Raw genomic sequence first — 14,007 nt, 5'->3', positions numbered from 1 at the left:
GGGGGATCGTCACGTCCAGACCAGCACGGAACCGACGCGGGCGGCCTCGACCGGCCCGCTGGCCCCGGTTCCTGCTCGGCAGCGGCCTCGCCCTGGTCCTGCTCGCCACGCTCGGCGTGGCCGGGCTGCACTGGCTCACCCACCGGTACGACCGCACGGTGGTCAAGGAGCAACTGCTCGACCCGACCGCCCGGAAGAAGCGGACCGACCTGGACGGCGCCCTCAACTACCTGCTGATCGGCTCCGACCACCGGCCCGGCGCGAACGCCGCCGACCAGCGCTCGGACACCATCCTGATCGTGCACGTGCCGGCCGGCATGCGGCAGGCGTACCTGATCTCCGTCCCGCGCGACCTGCTGGTCGCCGTCCCGGCGGCGCCCGGCTGGCCCGGCGGCCAGGACAAGGTCAACGCCGCGTACGAGCACGGCGGCGGGGGCGAGGGCGGCGCACGGCTGCTCAGCGCCACCCTGACCCGGCTCACCGGGGTCCGCTTCGACGGCGCCGCGCTCGTCGACTTCTCCGGCTTCACCCGGGTCATCGACCAGCTCGGCGGCATCCGCATGTGCGTGGACACGCCGGTCCGGTCGATCCACACCGGCATCCGGTTCGAACCCGGCTGTCAACAGATGGACGGGGCCCGGACGCTCGACTACGTGCGGCAGCGCTACGACCTGCCGAACGGCGACTACGACCGGCAACGGCACCAGCAGCAGATGCTACGGGCGGTGCTCGACCGGGCCGGCGAGACGCACCTGCGCGGCGACCCGGTGAAGCTGGACCGGGTGCTGCGCGCGGTCGGCGGGGCGCTGACCGTCGACACCAACGGCGTACCCCTGGACGAACTGGTGTTCGCGCTCCGCGCGCTGCCGGCGGACGCGCTGCGCGGCGTCCGGCTGCCCTCCCACCCGCAGACCATCGACCAGGTGTCGTACGTGGTGCTGGACCCCGACGGCGGCGATCTGTTCACCGCGTTGCAGGACACCCGGATGCCGGAGTGGGCCGCCGTCAACCCGCGCTGGGTCAACCGGCTCTGAACGCCGCCGGGCGACTAGGCTTTGACCCGTGTTCGGAGCCCACCTTCCCAGCGTGCCCGCGTCGGCCGTGCCCGACGACGTCTACCTGCTCGACGTCCGGGAGGACGACGAGTGGGCCGCCGGCCACGCGCCGGCCGCCCACCATCTGCCGATGACCGAGCTGCCGGCCCGGCTCGCCGAGATCCCCGACGATCGCGAGGTGGCGGTGATCTGCCGGTCCGGCGGCCGTTCCGGGCAGGTCGTCGGCTACCTGCTGCGCAACGGGTGGGACCAGGTCCGCAACGTCGAGGGCGGGATGGGCGACTGGGCCGCCGCCGGCCGTCCCGTGGTCACCGACGACGGGCAGCCGGGAAGAGTCGTCTGAGGCACGTCCGTCATGACCGAACCGCTGGTCTTCGCCCACCGAGGCTCCTCGTACGACCTGCCGGAGCACACGCTCGCCGCCTACCTGCGCGCGCTGGACGAGGGCGCGGACGGGCTGGAGTGCGACGTCCGGCTGACCCGCGACGGGCACCTGGTCTGCGTGCACGACCGTCGACTCGACCGGACCAGCAACGGTCACGGCCTGGTCAGCGCGCGTACGCTCGCCGAGCTGGAGGCGCTCGACTTCGGCTCCTGGCACCCCGCCGCGGCGGAGGCGGTCGCGGCGGCCCGGCTCGACGAGTCGCACATCCGGCTGCTCACGCTGGACCGGCTGCTCGACGCGGTGCTGGCCGCCGGGCGGCCGGTCCGGCTGCTGATCGAGACGAAGCACCCCTCGCGTTACCGGGGCGACGTCGAGCGCCGGCTGGTCGACCTGCTGCGCCGGCACGGCCTGGCCGAGCCCGGCCCGGACGACCCGGTCCAGGTGACCGTGATGTCCTTCTCGCCGCTGGCCGTGCGCCGGATCCGCGAGCTGGCGCCGGCGCTGCCCACCGTGCTGCTGCTGGAGGTGCTGCCGCGCTGGCTGCGGCTGGGCCGGCTGCCCTTCGGCAGTCGCATCGCCGGCCCGGGGGTGGAGCTGGTCCGGGCCCGCCCGCAGCTCGTCCCGGCGCTGCGGGCCGCCGGCAACGCGGTCTACGTCTGGACCGTGAACGAACCGGAGGATCTGGAACTCGTGCTGGCCGCCGGGGTGGACGGCGTGATCACCGACCGGCCGGCCCGCGCGTTGGCCCGGTTGGGCCGGTGAGCCCGGTCGATCCGCCCGGGGCCGGTCGCCCGGGGAGGGGGTGTCCCCGGCGCGGCCGGCGCGGCAGACTCGGGGCATGCCGGAGCGAACCGACTACCCCACCCTCATCGCCGGCCACACGAGCGCGATCCACATGATCAATTCTGGTGAGTCCGGCCTCTCCGTGCTCACCCGCCTGCTCCGGGAGGTCGAACCGGCGCTCGACGCGGCGGGCCTGGTCTTCGTGGAGTTCACCCCGGCCGGCGGGCGGGTGATCGCGGCGACCGGCAGCGCCGAGTTCGTCATCGGCCGCCCGCTGCCGGCCACCGACCCGGCCACCGTCTGCCTGCTGGCCGGCCCGCCGGTCCGGGAGGTCCGGGTGGACGCGATCCCGGGCGCGCTCGCCGACGAGGTGGTCGGCCGGGGGCTGCGCCGGATGATCGTGGCCCGCGCCGAGATCGCCGGGCTGACCGTCGGCAGCCTGCACGCCCTCTACCGGACCGGCGAGCCGCTGGACGCCTCGCAGCGCGCCGTCGTCGGGTACGTCGCCGCCTGCATCGCGCACATGTACGGCGACCAGACCGGCCTGCCGGTGCACGGCGACGGCCCGGTCGTGGCGGCGCTCGCCGACGGCCTGGCCGTGGTCGACCGCGACCAGCGGGTCCGGCTCTGGAACCCGGCCGCCGCCCAGGTGACCGGCCGGTCGGTGGACGAGGCGCTGAGCCGGCCGCTGCCGTTCCCGCTGCCCCCGCCCGGGCAGGTGCTGGACCATCGGCTGCCGGACGGCCGCTGGCTGCGGATCACCTCCGGCGAGCTGCCGGGCCCCACCGCGCTGCGGGTGGTCACCTTCCGGGACATCACCGACCAGCAGCGGCGCGACCACGACCGGGACCTCTTCGTGGCGGTGACCAGCCACGAGCTGCGCACCCCGGTCACCGTGATCAAGGGGTACGCGGACACGCTCACCGACCACTGGGAGTCGCTCACCGACGCCGACCGGAGGCAGGCCGCCCGGATCATCGGCCAGCGCGCCAACGAGCTGGCCCGGCTGGTCGACCGACTGCTCACCGCCGCCACCGAGAACCGCCCCGGTGGCGAACCGGCCGCCCCGTTCGACCTGGTCGACGCGCTGCGGGCGGCGGTGCTCGACCTGCCCGCCGACCTGCGCCACCGGATCGTGCTCGACCTGCCCGCCGACCTGCCCAAGGCGCTCGGCGACCGGCACAGCCTGACCACCGTCCTCACCGAGCTGGGCACCAACGCGGGCAAGTACTCACTGCCGGACACGCCGATCGAGATCGGCGCCGACGCGAACGAGCGGACGGTCTCGTTCCGGGTCGCCGACCGGGGCATCGGAATCCGGCCGGAGCACGTGGAACGGGCCTTCGACCGGTTCTGGCAGGGCGAGTCCGGTGACCGCCGGCGCTACCCCGGCGCGGGCCTGGGCCTCTACCTCGTCCGGCAGATCGTGGAACAGCAGAACGGCTGGGTGTCCCTCCGGCCGAGGGCCGGCGGAGGTACGGTCGCGGAGGTGCGACTGCCCCGGGGTTGATCCGCGGCGTCCACGGGTGGAGAGGAACGGCGTGTCGACGGGACCGGCGGAACGGTCGTGGTGCGTGGTGGTGCCCCACCACGCGACCGGCGCGCGCGTGGCCCGGCACCGGCTCGCCGACGAGCTGACCGGCGTCGTCCCCCCGGCGCTGCTGGCGGACCTGGTGGCGGTCCTGGCCGAGCTGGTCGGCAACGCGGTCCGGCACGCCGAGGCGCTGCCCGGCGGCGTGGTCCGGGTGGCCTGGCGGGTGCGGGCCACCGACCGGGGGCCGGCCGTCCTGCTCCGGGTCACCGACTCCGGTGCCGGCACCGGCCCACGGATGCGCGTCGCGCCCCCCGACGCGGTCGACGGGCGCGGGTTGCACATCGTCGCCGGGATGGCCAGCCGCTGGGGTGTCGAGCGGGACGGCCTGGGCCAGAGCGTGTGGGCGGAGTTCGACCCGACCGGGTCGCACCGGACGGACCTGGTCGCCGCCGGCTGAGCGGGTCCGACCCACGGGCGTTCGTTCCGGCATCTAGGCTGTCTGGCCGTGAGCAAGCGTCGAAAGAGCCAACGGGCCACCGAAGCCACCCCGAAGCGGGAGAAGGTGCGCGACATCTTCGTACCCCGACCGTTCGAGGGCCTGGTCGACGAGCCGGAGTGGATCGCCCTGCGGGAGCTGGTGCCGGCCGCGTCCGCGCCGCTGCGGTTGACCCCCGAGCTGGTCGAGGAGTACGGCGACCGGCCGGTCGTCCTGGCCACCGTGCTGCCGATGGCCGCCCCGGCGGTAGCCAAGGCGGACGGCCGGGTCCTGATCGGCCTCCAGCGGCACCAGCAGTCCGGCGACGTCTCCCGGGACCTGGCCGACGCGCTGCTCTGCGCGCTGCGGACCGAGCCGGGCGGCCAGGTGAGCGTGCCGCCGCTGCCCGGGCCCGGCCCCCGCCTCCAGGACATCCTGGTGGACGGGCCGCTGGAGATCAGCATGCACGACGGGTTCGAGTTCTGGCTCGACCCGGGCGCCACCGACGACCCGACCGTGCAGGCGTCCTTGGAGCGGGCCAACGCGGCGGTCTACCCGACCGTCAAGCTGGACGCGGCCCGGGCGGCGTACTGGTGCCAGGTGCCGGAGAAGGCCCACGTGCGCTGGGTGCTGCCGGACGACGAGGACGCGGCGCTGGACGCCCTGTCCCGGCTGGGCGCGACCGGCACGCTGACGCTCGGCGACGACACGAAGTTCGCCGGCATGTTCCGGGCGCACGGCCGCCTGGCACCGGTCTGGGACCTGCCGGAGGACACCCCGGCCGCCGCGTGGGAGGGCCCGGTCGCCGAGTTCGCCAAGCGCTACGCCGAGGCGCTGGCCGAGCGGGAGCCGCTGGACGCCGCTGGACGCCGGGCCCGGCAGGGCCTGCTCGGTCGCCAGCTCACCCTCCGCTGACCGCCCCCGGTGCAAGGAGGGGCCCCTGCTTAACACGCACGTGTGAGAAGGGGCCCCTTCTCTACCGCAGGCGTTAAGCGGGGGCCCCGCCTTTCTCGCGGACCAGGGGGCAGGACATGCAGCGGGGGCCGCCTCGGCCGGAGCCCAGTTCGGAGCCGGCGATGGCGATCACCTCGATGCCGGCGCGCTCCAGTTGCGCGTTGGTCTCCACGTTGCGTTCGTAGCCCACGCACAGGCGTGGCGCGAGCGCGAGCGTGTTGTTGCCGTCGTCCCACTGCTCCCGTTCGGCGGTCACCGGGTCGAGGCCGGTGTCGATCACCCGGAGCTGGTCGAGGTCCATCGCGTCGGCGGCGGCCCGCAGGAACGGCGCCGGGCCGTCGACCCGTGGCTCGCCGTCCGCGCCGGCGACGACGGTGTACGCGGACAGCTCACTGGCGATGTTCGGGTACATCAGCACGGCGTCCACGTCGACCATGGTGCAGACCGTGTCCAGGTGCATGGTGGCGCGTTCCTGGGCGATCGGCACCACCAGGATGGTGTGCGCCAGCCCGGCGGCGAAGACCTGCCGGGCCAGCCGCTCCGCGCCGGCCGGGGTGGTGCGCTCGCCCACGCCGACGGCGAGCACGCCCGGGGCGAGCAGCAGCACGTCGCCGCCCTCCAGGTGCTCCAGCCCGGGGTGGTAGACCAACTCGGTGCCGACGAAGCGCGGGTGGTGGCGGTAGATCGCGTCGGTGATCGTGGTCTCCCGTCGCCGGGCCGGCATGGCCAGGCTGGTCACGCCCACCCGGTCGCCGATCCAGAAGGACGAGTCGCGGGTGAAGAGCAGGTTGGGCAGCGGGTCGATGACGAAGTCGTGCCGGTCCATCAGCGTCCAGACCAGACCGCCGGGTCGTTCCGCGCCGATCCGCAGTTCCTCGTGGGCGAGCCCGGCCATGAACACGTCGGCGAGCGCCGCCGGGTCGAGGTAGGCCAGGTGGTCGGCGACCCGGGCGCGCAGCGTGTCGCCGAGTCGGGGGGACCGCAGCACCTGCTCGGTCAGCTCGGCCCGGGCGTCCGCCACGGCGAGCGTCTCGGTCAACAGGTCAGCCAGGTAGAGCACCTCCACGCCGCGCGAGCGCAGCGCCGCCGCGAACGCGTCGTGCTCCTCCTGCGCCCGTCCCACCCATGGGATAGCGTCGAAGAGGAGGGAGTCGTTGTTGCGTGGGGTGAGGCGGGCGAGTTCCGGCCCCGGGCGGTGCAGCAGTACCGTGCCGAGTCGAGCCACTTCGCTGTCCACGTAGTGCGTCACCCCCGCAGCCTAGGGCAGGCTTCCGCACCATCCGGAAAAGAAGTGTGAATGAATATGGCATTCATCCGCACTCACTCCGGCGGTCCAACTTGCCGAACCCCCGGGTGTGCAACGTAGGGTAGTGGAGACATAACTTCGAGAGACCTTTTGCCGGAGGTCGCGATGACTGTCTTTCCCGCTCGCCGGGCCGTGCCGAGCCGGGCTTTGCCGCCTCCCGCGGCACATCCCCGGGTCGATACCGCCTCGGCGCTCGAGCCGGCTCGACCGACTCCTCTGGAGTGGGCCCGCCGCCGCCGTGCCGAGCGGGGTGCCCGCCGGCTGGAGGCCGCCGGCGCCCGCGCCCTGGGGCAGCTCGACCACCTCGGGCCCGCCTGGCACGTCATCGAGTGGCCCCGGACGGACCCGGCCGACGCGCTGTTCGACCAGGGCGATTCCGACCGGGCCGGGTTCCTCGCGATCGGGCCGAGCGGCCTCTTCGCGGTAACCGTCGCCGACCACGGCCGGGCCCGGGTGCTGGTCGCCGGCGACGTCGTGCAGATCAACGGCAAGCGTCCGCCCTATGTGGCCGAAGCCCGCCGGGATGCCAAGCGGGCCAGCAAGGCGCTCTCCGACGCGGTCGGGCTGCCGATCCCGGTGACGCCGGTGCTGACGTTCGTCGGTTCCGGCGTGATCAGCGTCTACGGCCTCCCGAAGGACTGCCTCATGGCCACCCACCGGGAGCTGGACCGGCTGCTCGTGGCCGCCGGCAACCGGATCAGCCCGGCCACCGCCGAGAAATTGTCGCGGGTCGCTCAGGCGCCCTCGACGTGGCTGAACGGCACGTACCGTCCATCCGCCGACTACCGGTGGTATGACGAGGGCCGAACGGCCGCTGACAAGCGGGCCGCCCGCCGGTAACGTCTCCGGCGACGCCACGCGGTCCGCGGCACCGCCCCGACCGGTTCGTCGGTCCGCGTCGTCGCCGGCCGCCCACCCCCCGGGGCTCCCGCCGCACCGACGCATGTCCCCGGCATCCGAGCCACCCCGGCCCCACGGGCGGCACCGGCGGCCGGAGAGCGCAGCGCGGCCGGAAGGTCGCCGTGCCGACCGGCTAGCGTGGACGGACCGTCGGTGTACATAGGAGGCGCGGTGGCCCACGTCGAGCTCTCACTCTCGGAAGTGTTCACGTCCCCGGCGGAGGCATGCACCGAGCAGGAGTCCGACAACTTCGCGCAGTGGTGCGGGACGGTCTCCCGGGCCGCCGAGCCATGTCTGTTGATCGATGTCGACACGACCGTGGTGGCGATCTCCTCCTCCGGCTGCGACCTGCTCTGCCTGGGCGCCCCGGCGGACGTGGTCGGCCGGCCGCTGCTCGAAGGCGGCCTGCGCCTGGTCGACTTCACCGCCAGCCCGAGTGAGCTGACCGAGCAGGAGACCGACAAGATCCCGCCGCTGCTCGCGCTGCTCTCCGGCCGGCTCGCCCGTGGCCTGCTCCGGGTCCAGGGGCCCGGCTCCGACGCCGGGACGACAGTGGACGCCATCTCCACGCCGGTGCTCACCGGCGCCGCGGTGGCCGGCTCGCTCACGTTCTTCTCCGTGCTCTGACCGCTCGCCCGAGGTCGAGGACCATCCCCCGTGCCCGCTACCCCGTCCGCCCGTCGGCATGCCCCGGTGACGTTGCTCGCGCTGCTCGCGCTGACCGCCTGCGGCACGCCGCCCGAACTGCGTGACCCGCCGCCCAGCCCGACCGGCGCTCCCCGCGCTTCGGCGTCGGCCACGCCCACGCCGAGCGCGACCCCGATCGTGCCGGCCGTCCCGTCCCTGCCGGCACGCACTCCACCGGCCCCCGATCCGGTCGCCGTGCCCTGCCGGGGCACGCCGTCCGGCGAGCGGATCGTGGCGATGCTACGCGGCTCCGCCGGGGTGCTGCCCCGAAACGTCCGGATCACCGTACGGACCGGGCCGCTGTGCGCGGAGGGCTGGCAGTACACCGTGCTGGCGGTCCCCGGGCACGAGGAACTCCAGGTGGTCACGCGCGGCCGGTCCGGCACACCCAGGCTGGTGACCGCCGGGACGGACGTGTGCGGCGTCGAGGTACGCGCCACCGCGCCCACGGGCATCCGCACCCTGGCCTGCGACAGTCCCCCGGGTGCGTAGGCTGGTCGCCATGCCCGGAACACCGCCGACCCGCTTCGTCTACCTCGGTCCCGAGGGCACCTTCGCCGAACAGGCGCTGCGCACCGTGCCCGCCGCCGAACGGGGGAGCCGCACGCCGGCCCGTAGCGTGGGCGAGGCGTTGGACGCCGTACGGGCCGGGGAGGCGGATGCCGCCCTGGTGCCGCTGGAGAACTCCATCGGCGGCGCGGTCGGGGTGACACTGGACGAGTTGGCCGAGGGCGACCCGTTGGTGATCACCCGGGAGGTGGTGCTGCCGGTCGAGTTCGTGCTCGCCGGCCGGCCCGGGGTGACGCCGGCCGGGGTGCGCAGCGTGGCGGCCCATCCGCAGGCGTCCACCCAGTGCCGGGGCTGGCTCCGGGACCATCTGCCCGACGCCACCGTGGTCGACGTGCTCTCCAACGGCGCCGCCGCGGCCGGCGCGGCGACCGGCGAGTACGACGCCGCGATCTGCGCCCCGATCGGCGCCGCCCGGCACCGGCTCACCGTGCTCGCCGACAAGATCGCCGACCATCCCGACGCGGTGACCCGGTTCGCGCTGCTGTCCCGCCCCGGGACGCCCCCGCCACCGACCGGTGACGACCTCACCTCACTGGCGGTCTACATCGCGCACGACCGGGTGGGCGCGCTGCTGTCAGTGCTCATGGAGCTGGCCGTCCGCGGCGTGAACCTGACCCGCATCGAGTCCCGCCCGACCGGTGAGGCGCTGGGACGCTACGTGTTCTTCCTGGACTGCACCGGGCACGTCGCTGACGTCCGCCTCGGCGAGGCGTTGCAGGGGCTGCACCGGGTCTGCGCCGGCGTGCGCTTCCTCGGGTCGTACCCCCGGCACCGCTGGAGCACGGCGGCGGGCGACCGGCCGACGCCCGCGCCGGCCGGTCTCTCCGACGCCGACTACGCCGACGCGGCGGCCTGGCTGGCCCGGCTGCGCGCCGGCGAGCTGAGCTGACCGGGCCGGGTGCGCCCCCCAGGGTCGCACCCGGCCCGGAGACTTCACTGCAACAGGCCGCCGAGCAGGCCACCCTGCTGCTGCTGGGCGCCGCTGCCGGCCACCGGCGGCTCCTCCGACGGCTGGACCACGACGAAGCCGTGACCGGCGAAGCTCATCGTGAACGCCTCGCCGGTGCTGCGGCCGAGCAGCGTGCCCAGGCCGAGCTGCTCGGCCCGGTGGTAGCCGGTCTGGAGGCTGGCCGACCAGCAGACCGCCGCCTGCGGGTCGACGTACGTCGGCGCGTCGACGTTCAGCACCACCGGGGTGCCCTTGGTGGTGATGGCGATCCGGCCGTGCCCGGTGAAGACGCAGTTGAACAGGCCGGCCGAGGAGGCCATGCCCATGCCGCTGACCATCTTGATGTCGTACTGGAGGCTGGAGTCGAACGCCAGCACGCTGGAGCCGTTGATGGAGAGCGCGTCGCCCGGCTCCAGGTCGATGATGTGCACGTCCTTGGCGGCCTCGGCGAGGAAGACGTCGCCGCGTCCGGAGAGCTTCATCAGTGGGACGCCCTCGCCGGTGAGCCGCTGCTTGATGAACTTGCCGATGCCGCCGGAGCCGAGCGCCTGGAACTGCACCTGGCCCTGGTACGCGACCATCGACCCGACCCGGGCCATCGCCTCGCCGTTCAGCTCGATCTTGAGCATCTTGGAGTTCTGCAGCCGCATGCCCGGCTGCTGGGACTCCTTCTCCAGGTTCTCCGCGGAGAACAGCTCGCTGCGCATCGGGTTTCCTCCTGCATCGGGATGTGCCTGATCCGCAGGTTAGGGGACGGGCGCAACCGCGGGGATCGGCCGAGCGGGGGTCGGGCGGGACCCGGTCAGCCCCAGCCGAGGGCGTGCAGGCGCTCGTCGTCGATGCCGAAGTGGTGGGCGATCTCGTGCACCACTGTCACCGCGACCTCGTCGACGACGTCGTCGTCGGTGTCGCAGATCGCCAGGATCGGGTTCCGGTAGATCAGGATGCGGTCCGGCAGCACGCCGGAGTAGTCCCAGCCGCGCGCGGTGAGCGCGTGCCCCTCGTAGAGCCCGAGCAGGTTCTCACCGGGCGGCGGGTCGTCCTCCACCAGGATGACCACGTTGCTCATCAGCCCGAGCAGTTCCTCGGGCACCTCGTCGAGCGCCTCACCGACCAGTTCCTCGAACCGGTCCCGGCTCATTTCCACGGCCACGCGGCCGGTCACTCCCTCACGGTCGGCACGCGGCACGGCGAGGACGCCCGCGAGGGCGCCCCCACCGCGTCGGACGGGTCAGGCCAGGCGGGCGGTCAGGGTGATCTCGGCGCCCGGGGAGAGCAGCCGGGAGATCGGGCAACCCTCCTTGGCGGCCTCGGCCAGCTTGGTGAAGCCGGCCTCGTCGAGGCCCGGAGCCTGGCCGACGGTCTCCAGGTCGATGCGGGTCACGGTCATGCCGGCGTCGGTCTTGTCGAAGTGCACCTTGGCGGTGGTCTCCACCGACGTGTCGGTGACGCCCGCGTCGGCGAGCTGCTTGGAGAGCGCCATCGAGAAGCAGCTCGCGTGCGCGGCGCCGATCAGCTCCTCGGGGTTCGTGCCCTCACCCTCCTCGAACCGGGACTTGAAGGAGTAGTTGCCGGACAGGCCGCCCTTGCCGGTGCGGACGGTGCCGGACCCCTCGGCGAGGTTGCCCTGCCAGCGAGCGGAAGCGGTACGGATAGGCATGGCACCGACGCTAACCGAAAGCGGGCCGTCCCGCACCGCCTGTCCTGCTCACCTCGCGGTCCGGGTGACCGGGGGCCGGCTGTGCCATGATTCGACGCAGACCCGCGTACCGGAGAAGGGTGGCCGATGTCGCAGGATCCCCCGGTTCCCAGGCAGGACAACCGCGCCGACGGCACCACGGTGGTGGAGTGGGGCGACGTCGACACCGGGGCGGTTCCGTCCGGCCGGTTCGGTCGGGCGCTGGCCGGTCTGGGCCGGGACCATCGCCTGCCGCCGGTGCTCGCCGGGCTCGGCGCGGTCGCCGCGCTCGCCTCGCTGATCGGCGAGTGGCTGGTGATCACGGTGCCCGACGAACGGGAGGACGGGAACACGACGTTCCGGCTGCCCAGTGGCGTCGCCGAGATCGGCGGCTTCGGGGCGGCGTACCTCGTGGGGCTGCTCGGGCTGGCGGTCGCGGTGGCGCTGGCGCTGCGCGGCGCCCCGACGGTGCGGCAGCACGCCCGGATCGCCGGGCTGGGCCTGGCGGCGACGCTGCTCGGCGTGCTGGTCGCGACCGCTTCCTCGCTCCAGCCGCTCGCCCGGCGCATCCTCTTCTTCCCGGTGGAACGGGACATCCAGGTGGAGCACGGGCGCGGCCTGGTCACCGCGTTCCTCGCGGTGGCGTTGCTGGCGGTCGCGCTGCATCTGGCCGGGCGGGCCACCGACCGGGCGGGCGTCGAGGCGGCGTCGGACGACGAGACGCCGGACGACCGGCCGTTCCGGCGACGTCGCCGGGCCCGGGACGACGAGGCGCCGCCGGCGCCCGCCGACCTCACGGTGGAGCCGACCGTGCCGTTCGCCGGCCCCGAACGCTCCCGCTGAGCGGGCCCAGCCGGTCCGCCGGTCTCGGCGCCGCCACCGGCCCGCCGGCCGGCCGATCCGTCGGTGCGGCGGCCACCGGATCGCCCCCGTGGATTCGCGGTGGATTCGCCGGAACGCCATGGTCGCCCCCTGTCGCGCGAGATACGGTTGCTGCCCGCCGTTCGACGGTCCCGGCACGAGAACCGGGCCGGCCGGCGTGACGGCGGCGGGGCCGAAGGAGGAGCCATGACCCGCCCGGGCCTGCCCAAGTTGATCGCCACCGACCTCGACGGCACGCTCGTCCGCAGCGACGACACCGTCTCCGCGTACACCCACGGGGTGCTGGACCGGGTGCGGGCCGCCGGGATCCCGGTGGTCGGCGCCACCGGACGTGGGCCCCGGCTGGCCGAGCTGAGCCGCAACGACATCCGCGCCGCCGACTTCCTGGTGATGGCCGGCGGCGGGTGGGTGGTCGACCAGAGCGACCCGGCCGGCCCGCTGGTGCTGCGCGACGAGCGCCTCCGGGGCGAGGTGCTCGCCCGGCTGATCGCCGACCTGGAGGCCGCGGTCGGCCCGCTCACCGTGATGGTGGAGGCGTCCGGCGAGGACGACACGCCGCTGTGGGGCGACTACCACCCGAGCTGGCCCTACCCGGACCGGTTCGAGGCGCGCAGCCGGGCGGAGTGCCTCTCCTGCGACGTGGTCAAGGCGTTCGCGCGGACCGAGGACCACCACGTCGACGAACTGCTGGCGGTGGCCCGCCGGATCGTGCCGGCGGAGGTCGCCTCGCTCACCCAGGCCGGGCTCGGCTTCGTCGAGATCTGCCCGCCCGGGGTGGACAAGGCCTCCGGGCTGAGCGTGGTCGCCGAGCGGCTCGGAGTGGACCCGGCGGACGTGCTGGTCTTCGGCGACCAGCCCAACGACCTGCCGATGTTCGGCTGGGCCGGCTGGGCCCGGGTGGCGGTGGCGAACGCCCACCCGGAGGTGCGCGCCGCCGCGGACGAGGTGACCCTGCGCAACGACGACGACGGCGTCGCGGTCTACCTGGACCGACTACTCTCCCGGTGATGGGAGAGCCACCTCGCCTCGTCGCGAGCGACATCGACGGCACGCTGCTCACCGACGACCGGACGCTCAGCCCGCGTACCGCGCGGGTGCTGGCCCGGATCGCCGCCGCGGGCACGCCTGTCGTGCTGGTCACCGGCCGTCCGATCCGCTGGCTCAAACTCGTGTACGACCAGCTCGCCGCGCCGCTGCCGGCCATCTGCGCCAACGGCGCGGTGGTGTACGACCCGGCCGCCGACGAGGTGCTGCGCGCCGACCCGCTCGCCCCGGAGCTGCTCGCCGAGGTGGCCCGGCGGTTGCGCGCCGAGGTGCCCGGGGTGAGCTTCGCGGTGGAGATCGTGGACAGCCGGCAGATGCGGCACGAGTCGCACTACCCGCTGCGCTGGGACGCCGACGCGGACGCGATCCGCGCCGTCGAGTCGCCGGAGGAGCTGCTCGCCGCGCCGGCGGTGAAGCTGCTGGTCCGGGCCGGGGAGCAGGACCCGGACGTGTTCGTCCGGGTGGTCGCCGGTGCGCTCGAAGGGCTGGCCGAGGCGACGCACTCGTCGTACAGCGGCCTGATCGAGGTCTCCGCCGCCGGGGTGACCAAGGCGGCCGGCCTGGCCTGGTACGCGGCCCGGCTGGGCATCGACGAGCGGGACGTGCTGGCGTTCGGCGACATGCCGAACGACGTGCCGATGCTGGCCTGGGCCGGTCGGGCGGTGGCGGTGGCGAACGCCCACCCGGCGGTCCGGGAGATCGCGGACGAGGTGACCGGCGCGAACACCGAGGACGGCGTGGCCGCGTACCTGGAGAAGGTCTTCGGGGTGGACTGACCGGCCGGGGCGCGTCAGGCGCCCCGGCC

The 14,007-nt window shown here is 74.2% G+C and carries 17 protein-coding genes; 13 read left to right on the top strand and 4 right to left on the bottom strand.

Features of this window, described 5'->3' with window-relative positions:
• The first annotated feature begins 116 nt into the window (after positions 1 to 116).
• The 6 genes from C8054_RS09870 to C8054_RS09845 all read left to right on the top strand — a co-directional run bounded on the left by C8054_RS09870 (position 117) and on the right by C8054_RS09845 (position 5,147).
• Positions 117 to 1,034, top strand: coding sequence for an LCP family protein (locus tag C8054_RS09870; protein ID WP_233219561.1), 918 nt, complete (start codon positions 117 to 119; stop codon positions 1,032 to 1,034).
• A gap of 28 nt (positions 1,035 to 1,062) precedes the next feature.
• On the top strand, positions 1,063 to 1,398 hold the full coding sequence (locus C8054_RS09865) for a rhodanese-like domain-containing protein (protein ID WP_107156456.1): 336 nt from the start codon (positions 1,063 to 1,065) through the stop codon (positions 1,396 to 1,398).
• 12 nt (positions 1,399 to 1,410) lie between these two features.
• Positions 1,411 to 2,202 (top strand): glycerophosphodiester phosphodiesterase family protein, encoded by a 792-nt coding sequence (locus tag C8054_RS09860; protein WP_107156455.1) that lies wholly within the window; start codon positions 1,411 to 1,413, stop codon positions 2,200 to 2,202.
• 76 nt (positions 2,203 to 2,278) lie between these two features.
• Complete coding sequence (locus tag C8054_RS09855) at positions 2,279 to 3,733, top strand: ATP-binding protein (protein WP_107156454.1); 1,455 nt, start codon at positions 2,279 to 2,281, stop codon at positions 3,731 to 3,733.
• A gap of 31 nt (positions 3,734 to 3,764) precedes the next feature.
• On the top strand, positions 3,765 to 4,214 hold the full coding sequence (locus C8054_RS09850) for an ATP-binding protein (protein ID WP_107156453.1): 450 nt from the start codon (positions 3,765 to 3,767) through the stop codon (positions 4,212 to 4,214).
• A 48-nt stretch (positions 4,215 to 4,262) separates the two neighbouring features.
• Positions 4,263 to 5,147 carry a DUF5926 family protein gene (locus C8054_RS09845; RefSeq protein WP_107156452.1) on the top strand — a complete coding sequence of 295 codons (885 nt, stop codon included), beginning with the start codon at positions 4,263 to 4,265 and terminating at the stop codon, positions 5,145 to 5,147.
• Between the two features lie 73 nt (positions 5,148 to 5,220).
• Here C8054_RS09845 and C8054_RS09840 read toward each other — a convergent pair whose 3' ends face one another.
• Complete coding sequence (locus C8054_RS09840; RefSeq protein ID WP_107156451.1) at positions 5,221 to 6,435, bottom strand: arginine deiminase; 1,215 nt, start codon at positions 6,433 to 6,435, stop codon at positions 5,221 to 5,223.
• 162 nt (positions 6,436 to 6,597) lie between these two features.
• Here C8054_RS09840 and C8054_RS09835 point away from each other — a divergent pair, with 162 nt between their 5' ends.
• From C8054_RS09835 to pheA, 4 genes are all read left to right on the top strand, one after another.
• Positions 6,598 to 7,332 carry a hypothetical protein gene (locus C8054_RS09835; protein WP_107156450.1) on the top strand — a complete coding sequence of 245 codons (735 nt, stop codon included), beginning with the start codon at positions 6,598 to 6,600 and terminating at the stop codon, positions 7,330 to 7,332.
• A gap of 231 nt (positions 7,333 to 7,563) precedes the next feature.
• Positions 7,564 to 8,019 (top strand): hypothetical protein, encoded by a 456-nt coding sequence (locus C8054_RS09830; protein WP_107156449.1) that lies wholly within the window; start codon positions 7,564 to 7,566, stop codon positions 8,017 to 8,019.
• 30 nt (positions 8,020 to 8,049) lie between these two features.
• Positions 8,050 to 8,571, top strand: a complete 522-nt coding sequence (locus C8054_RS09825) for a hypothetical protein (protein ID WP_107156448.1) — start codon at positions 8,050 to 8,052, stop codon at positions 8,569 to 8,571.
• A gap of 10 nt (positions 8,572 to 8,581) precedes the next feature.
• A complete protein-coding gene (gene pheA / locus C8054_RS09820; protein ID WP_107156447.1) occupies positions 8,582 to 9,538 on the top strand; it encodes a prephenate dehydratase in 957 nt (318 codons plus the stop codon).
• A gap of 44 nt (positions 9,539 to 9,582) precedes the next feature.
• Here pheA and C8054_RS09815 read toward each other — a convergent pair whose 3' ends face one another.
• The 3 genes from C8054_RS09815 to C8054_RS09805 form a co-directional block, all read right to left on the bottom strand.
• On the bottom strand, positions 9,583 to 10,305 hold the full coding sequence (locus C8054_RS09815) for an AIM24 family protein (RefSeq protein WP_107156446.1): 723 nt from the start codon (positions 10,303 to 10,305) through the stop codon (positions 9,583 to 9,585).
• A gap of 95 nt (positions 10,306 to 10,400) precedes the next feature.
• Positions 10,401 to 10,745: a metallopeptidase family protein gene (locus C8054_RS09810; protein WP_199199675.1), complete on the bottom strand. Its 345-nt coding sequence runs from the start codon at positions 10,743 to 10,745 to the stop codon at positions 10,401 to 10,403.
• A gap of 84 nt (positions 10,746 to 10,829) precedes the next feature.
• Positions 10,830 to 11,258, bottom strand: coding sequence for an OsmC family protein (locus C8054_RS09805; RefSeq protein WP_107156445.1), 429 nt, complete (start codon positions 11,256 to 11,258; stop codon positions 10,830 to 10,832).
• Between the two features lie 126 nt (positions 11,259 to 11,384).
• On the opposite strand from C8054_RS09805, the gene C8054_RS09800 reads away from it, so the two are divergent.
• The 3 genes from C8054_RS09800 (at position 11,385) to C8054_RS09790 (ending at position 13,978) form a co-directional block, all read left to right on the top strand.
• A complete protein-coding gene (locus tag C8054_RS09800; RefSeq protein ID WP_107156444.1) occupies positions 11,385 to 12,119 on the top strand; it encodes a hypothetical protein in 735 nt (244 codons plus the stop codon).
• Between the two features lie 225 nt (positions 12,120 to 12,344).
• A complete protein-coding gene (locus C8054_RS09795) occupies positions 12,345 to 13,166 on the top strand; it encodes an HAD family hydrolase (RefSeq protein WP_107156443.1) in 822 nt (273 codons plus the stop codon).
• On the top strand, positions 13,166 to 13,978 hold the full coding sequence (locus tag C8054_RS09790) for an HAD family hydrolase (protein ID WP_107156442.1): 813 nt from the start codon (positions 13,166 to 13,168) through the stop codon (positions 13,976 to 13,978). Before C8054_RS09795 ends, C8054_RS09790 begins: the two co-directional genes overlap by 1 nt.
• The last annotated feature ends 29 nt before the right edge of the window (positions 13,979 to 14,007 follow it).

This window comes from Micromonospora sp. RP3T (assembly GCF_003027925.1).
Lineage (GTDB): Bacteria > Actinomycetota > Actinomycetes > Mycobacteriales > Micromonosporaceae > Micromonospora.
Note: the sequence above shows the minus strand (reverse complement) of the source record. Positions and strands in the feature narration are given on the sequence as shown.

What these genes read in the sequence shown, in the direction of transcription:
- C8054_RS09855 (WP_107156454.1), top strand. Translation starts at nt 2,279, where the DNA reads ATGCCGGAGCGAACCGACTACCCCACCCTCATCGCCGGCCACACGAGC.
- C8054_RS09860 (WP_107156455.1), top strand. Translation starts at nt 1,411, where the DNA reads ATGACCGAACCGCTGGTCTTCGCCCACCGAGGCTCCTCGTACGACCTG.
- C8054_RS09790 (WP_107156442.1), top strand. Translation starts at nt 13,166, where the DNA reads ATGGGAGAGCCACCTCGCCTCGTCGCGAGCGACATCGACGGCACGCTG.
- pheA (WP_107156447.1), top strand. Translation starts at nt 8,582, where the DNA reads ATGCCCGGAACACCGCCGACCCGCTTCGTCTACCTCGGTCCCGAGGGC.
- C8054_RS09795 (WP_107156443.1), top strand. Translation starts at nt 12,345, where the DNA reads ATGACCCGCCCGGGCCTGCCCAAGTTGATCGCCACCGACCTCGACGGC.
- C8054_RS09815 (WP_107156446.1), bottom strand. Translation starts at nt 10,305, where the DNA reads ATGCGCAGCGAGCTGTTCTCCGCGGAGAACCTGGAGAAGGAGTCCCAG.
- C8054_RS09800 (WP_107156444.1), top strand. Translation starts at nt 11,385, where the DNA reads ATGTCGCAGGATCCCCCGGTTCCCAGGCAGGACAACCGCGCCGACGGC.
- C8054_RS09805 (WP_107156445.1), bottom strand. Translation starts at nt 11,258, where the DNA reads ATGCCTATCCGTACCGCTTCCGCTCGCTGGCAGGGCAACCTCGCCGAG.
- C8054_RS09835 (WP_107156450.1), top strand. Translation starts at nt 6,598, where the DNA reads ATGACTGTCTTTCCCGCTCGCCGGGCCGTGCCGAGCCGGGCTTTGCCG.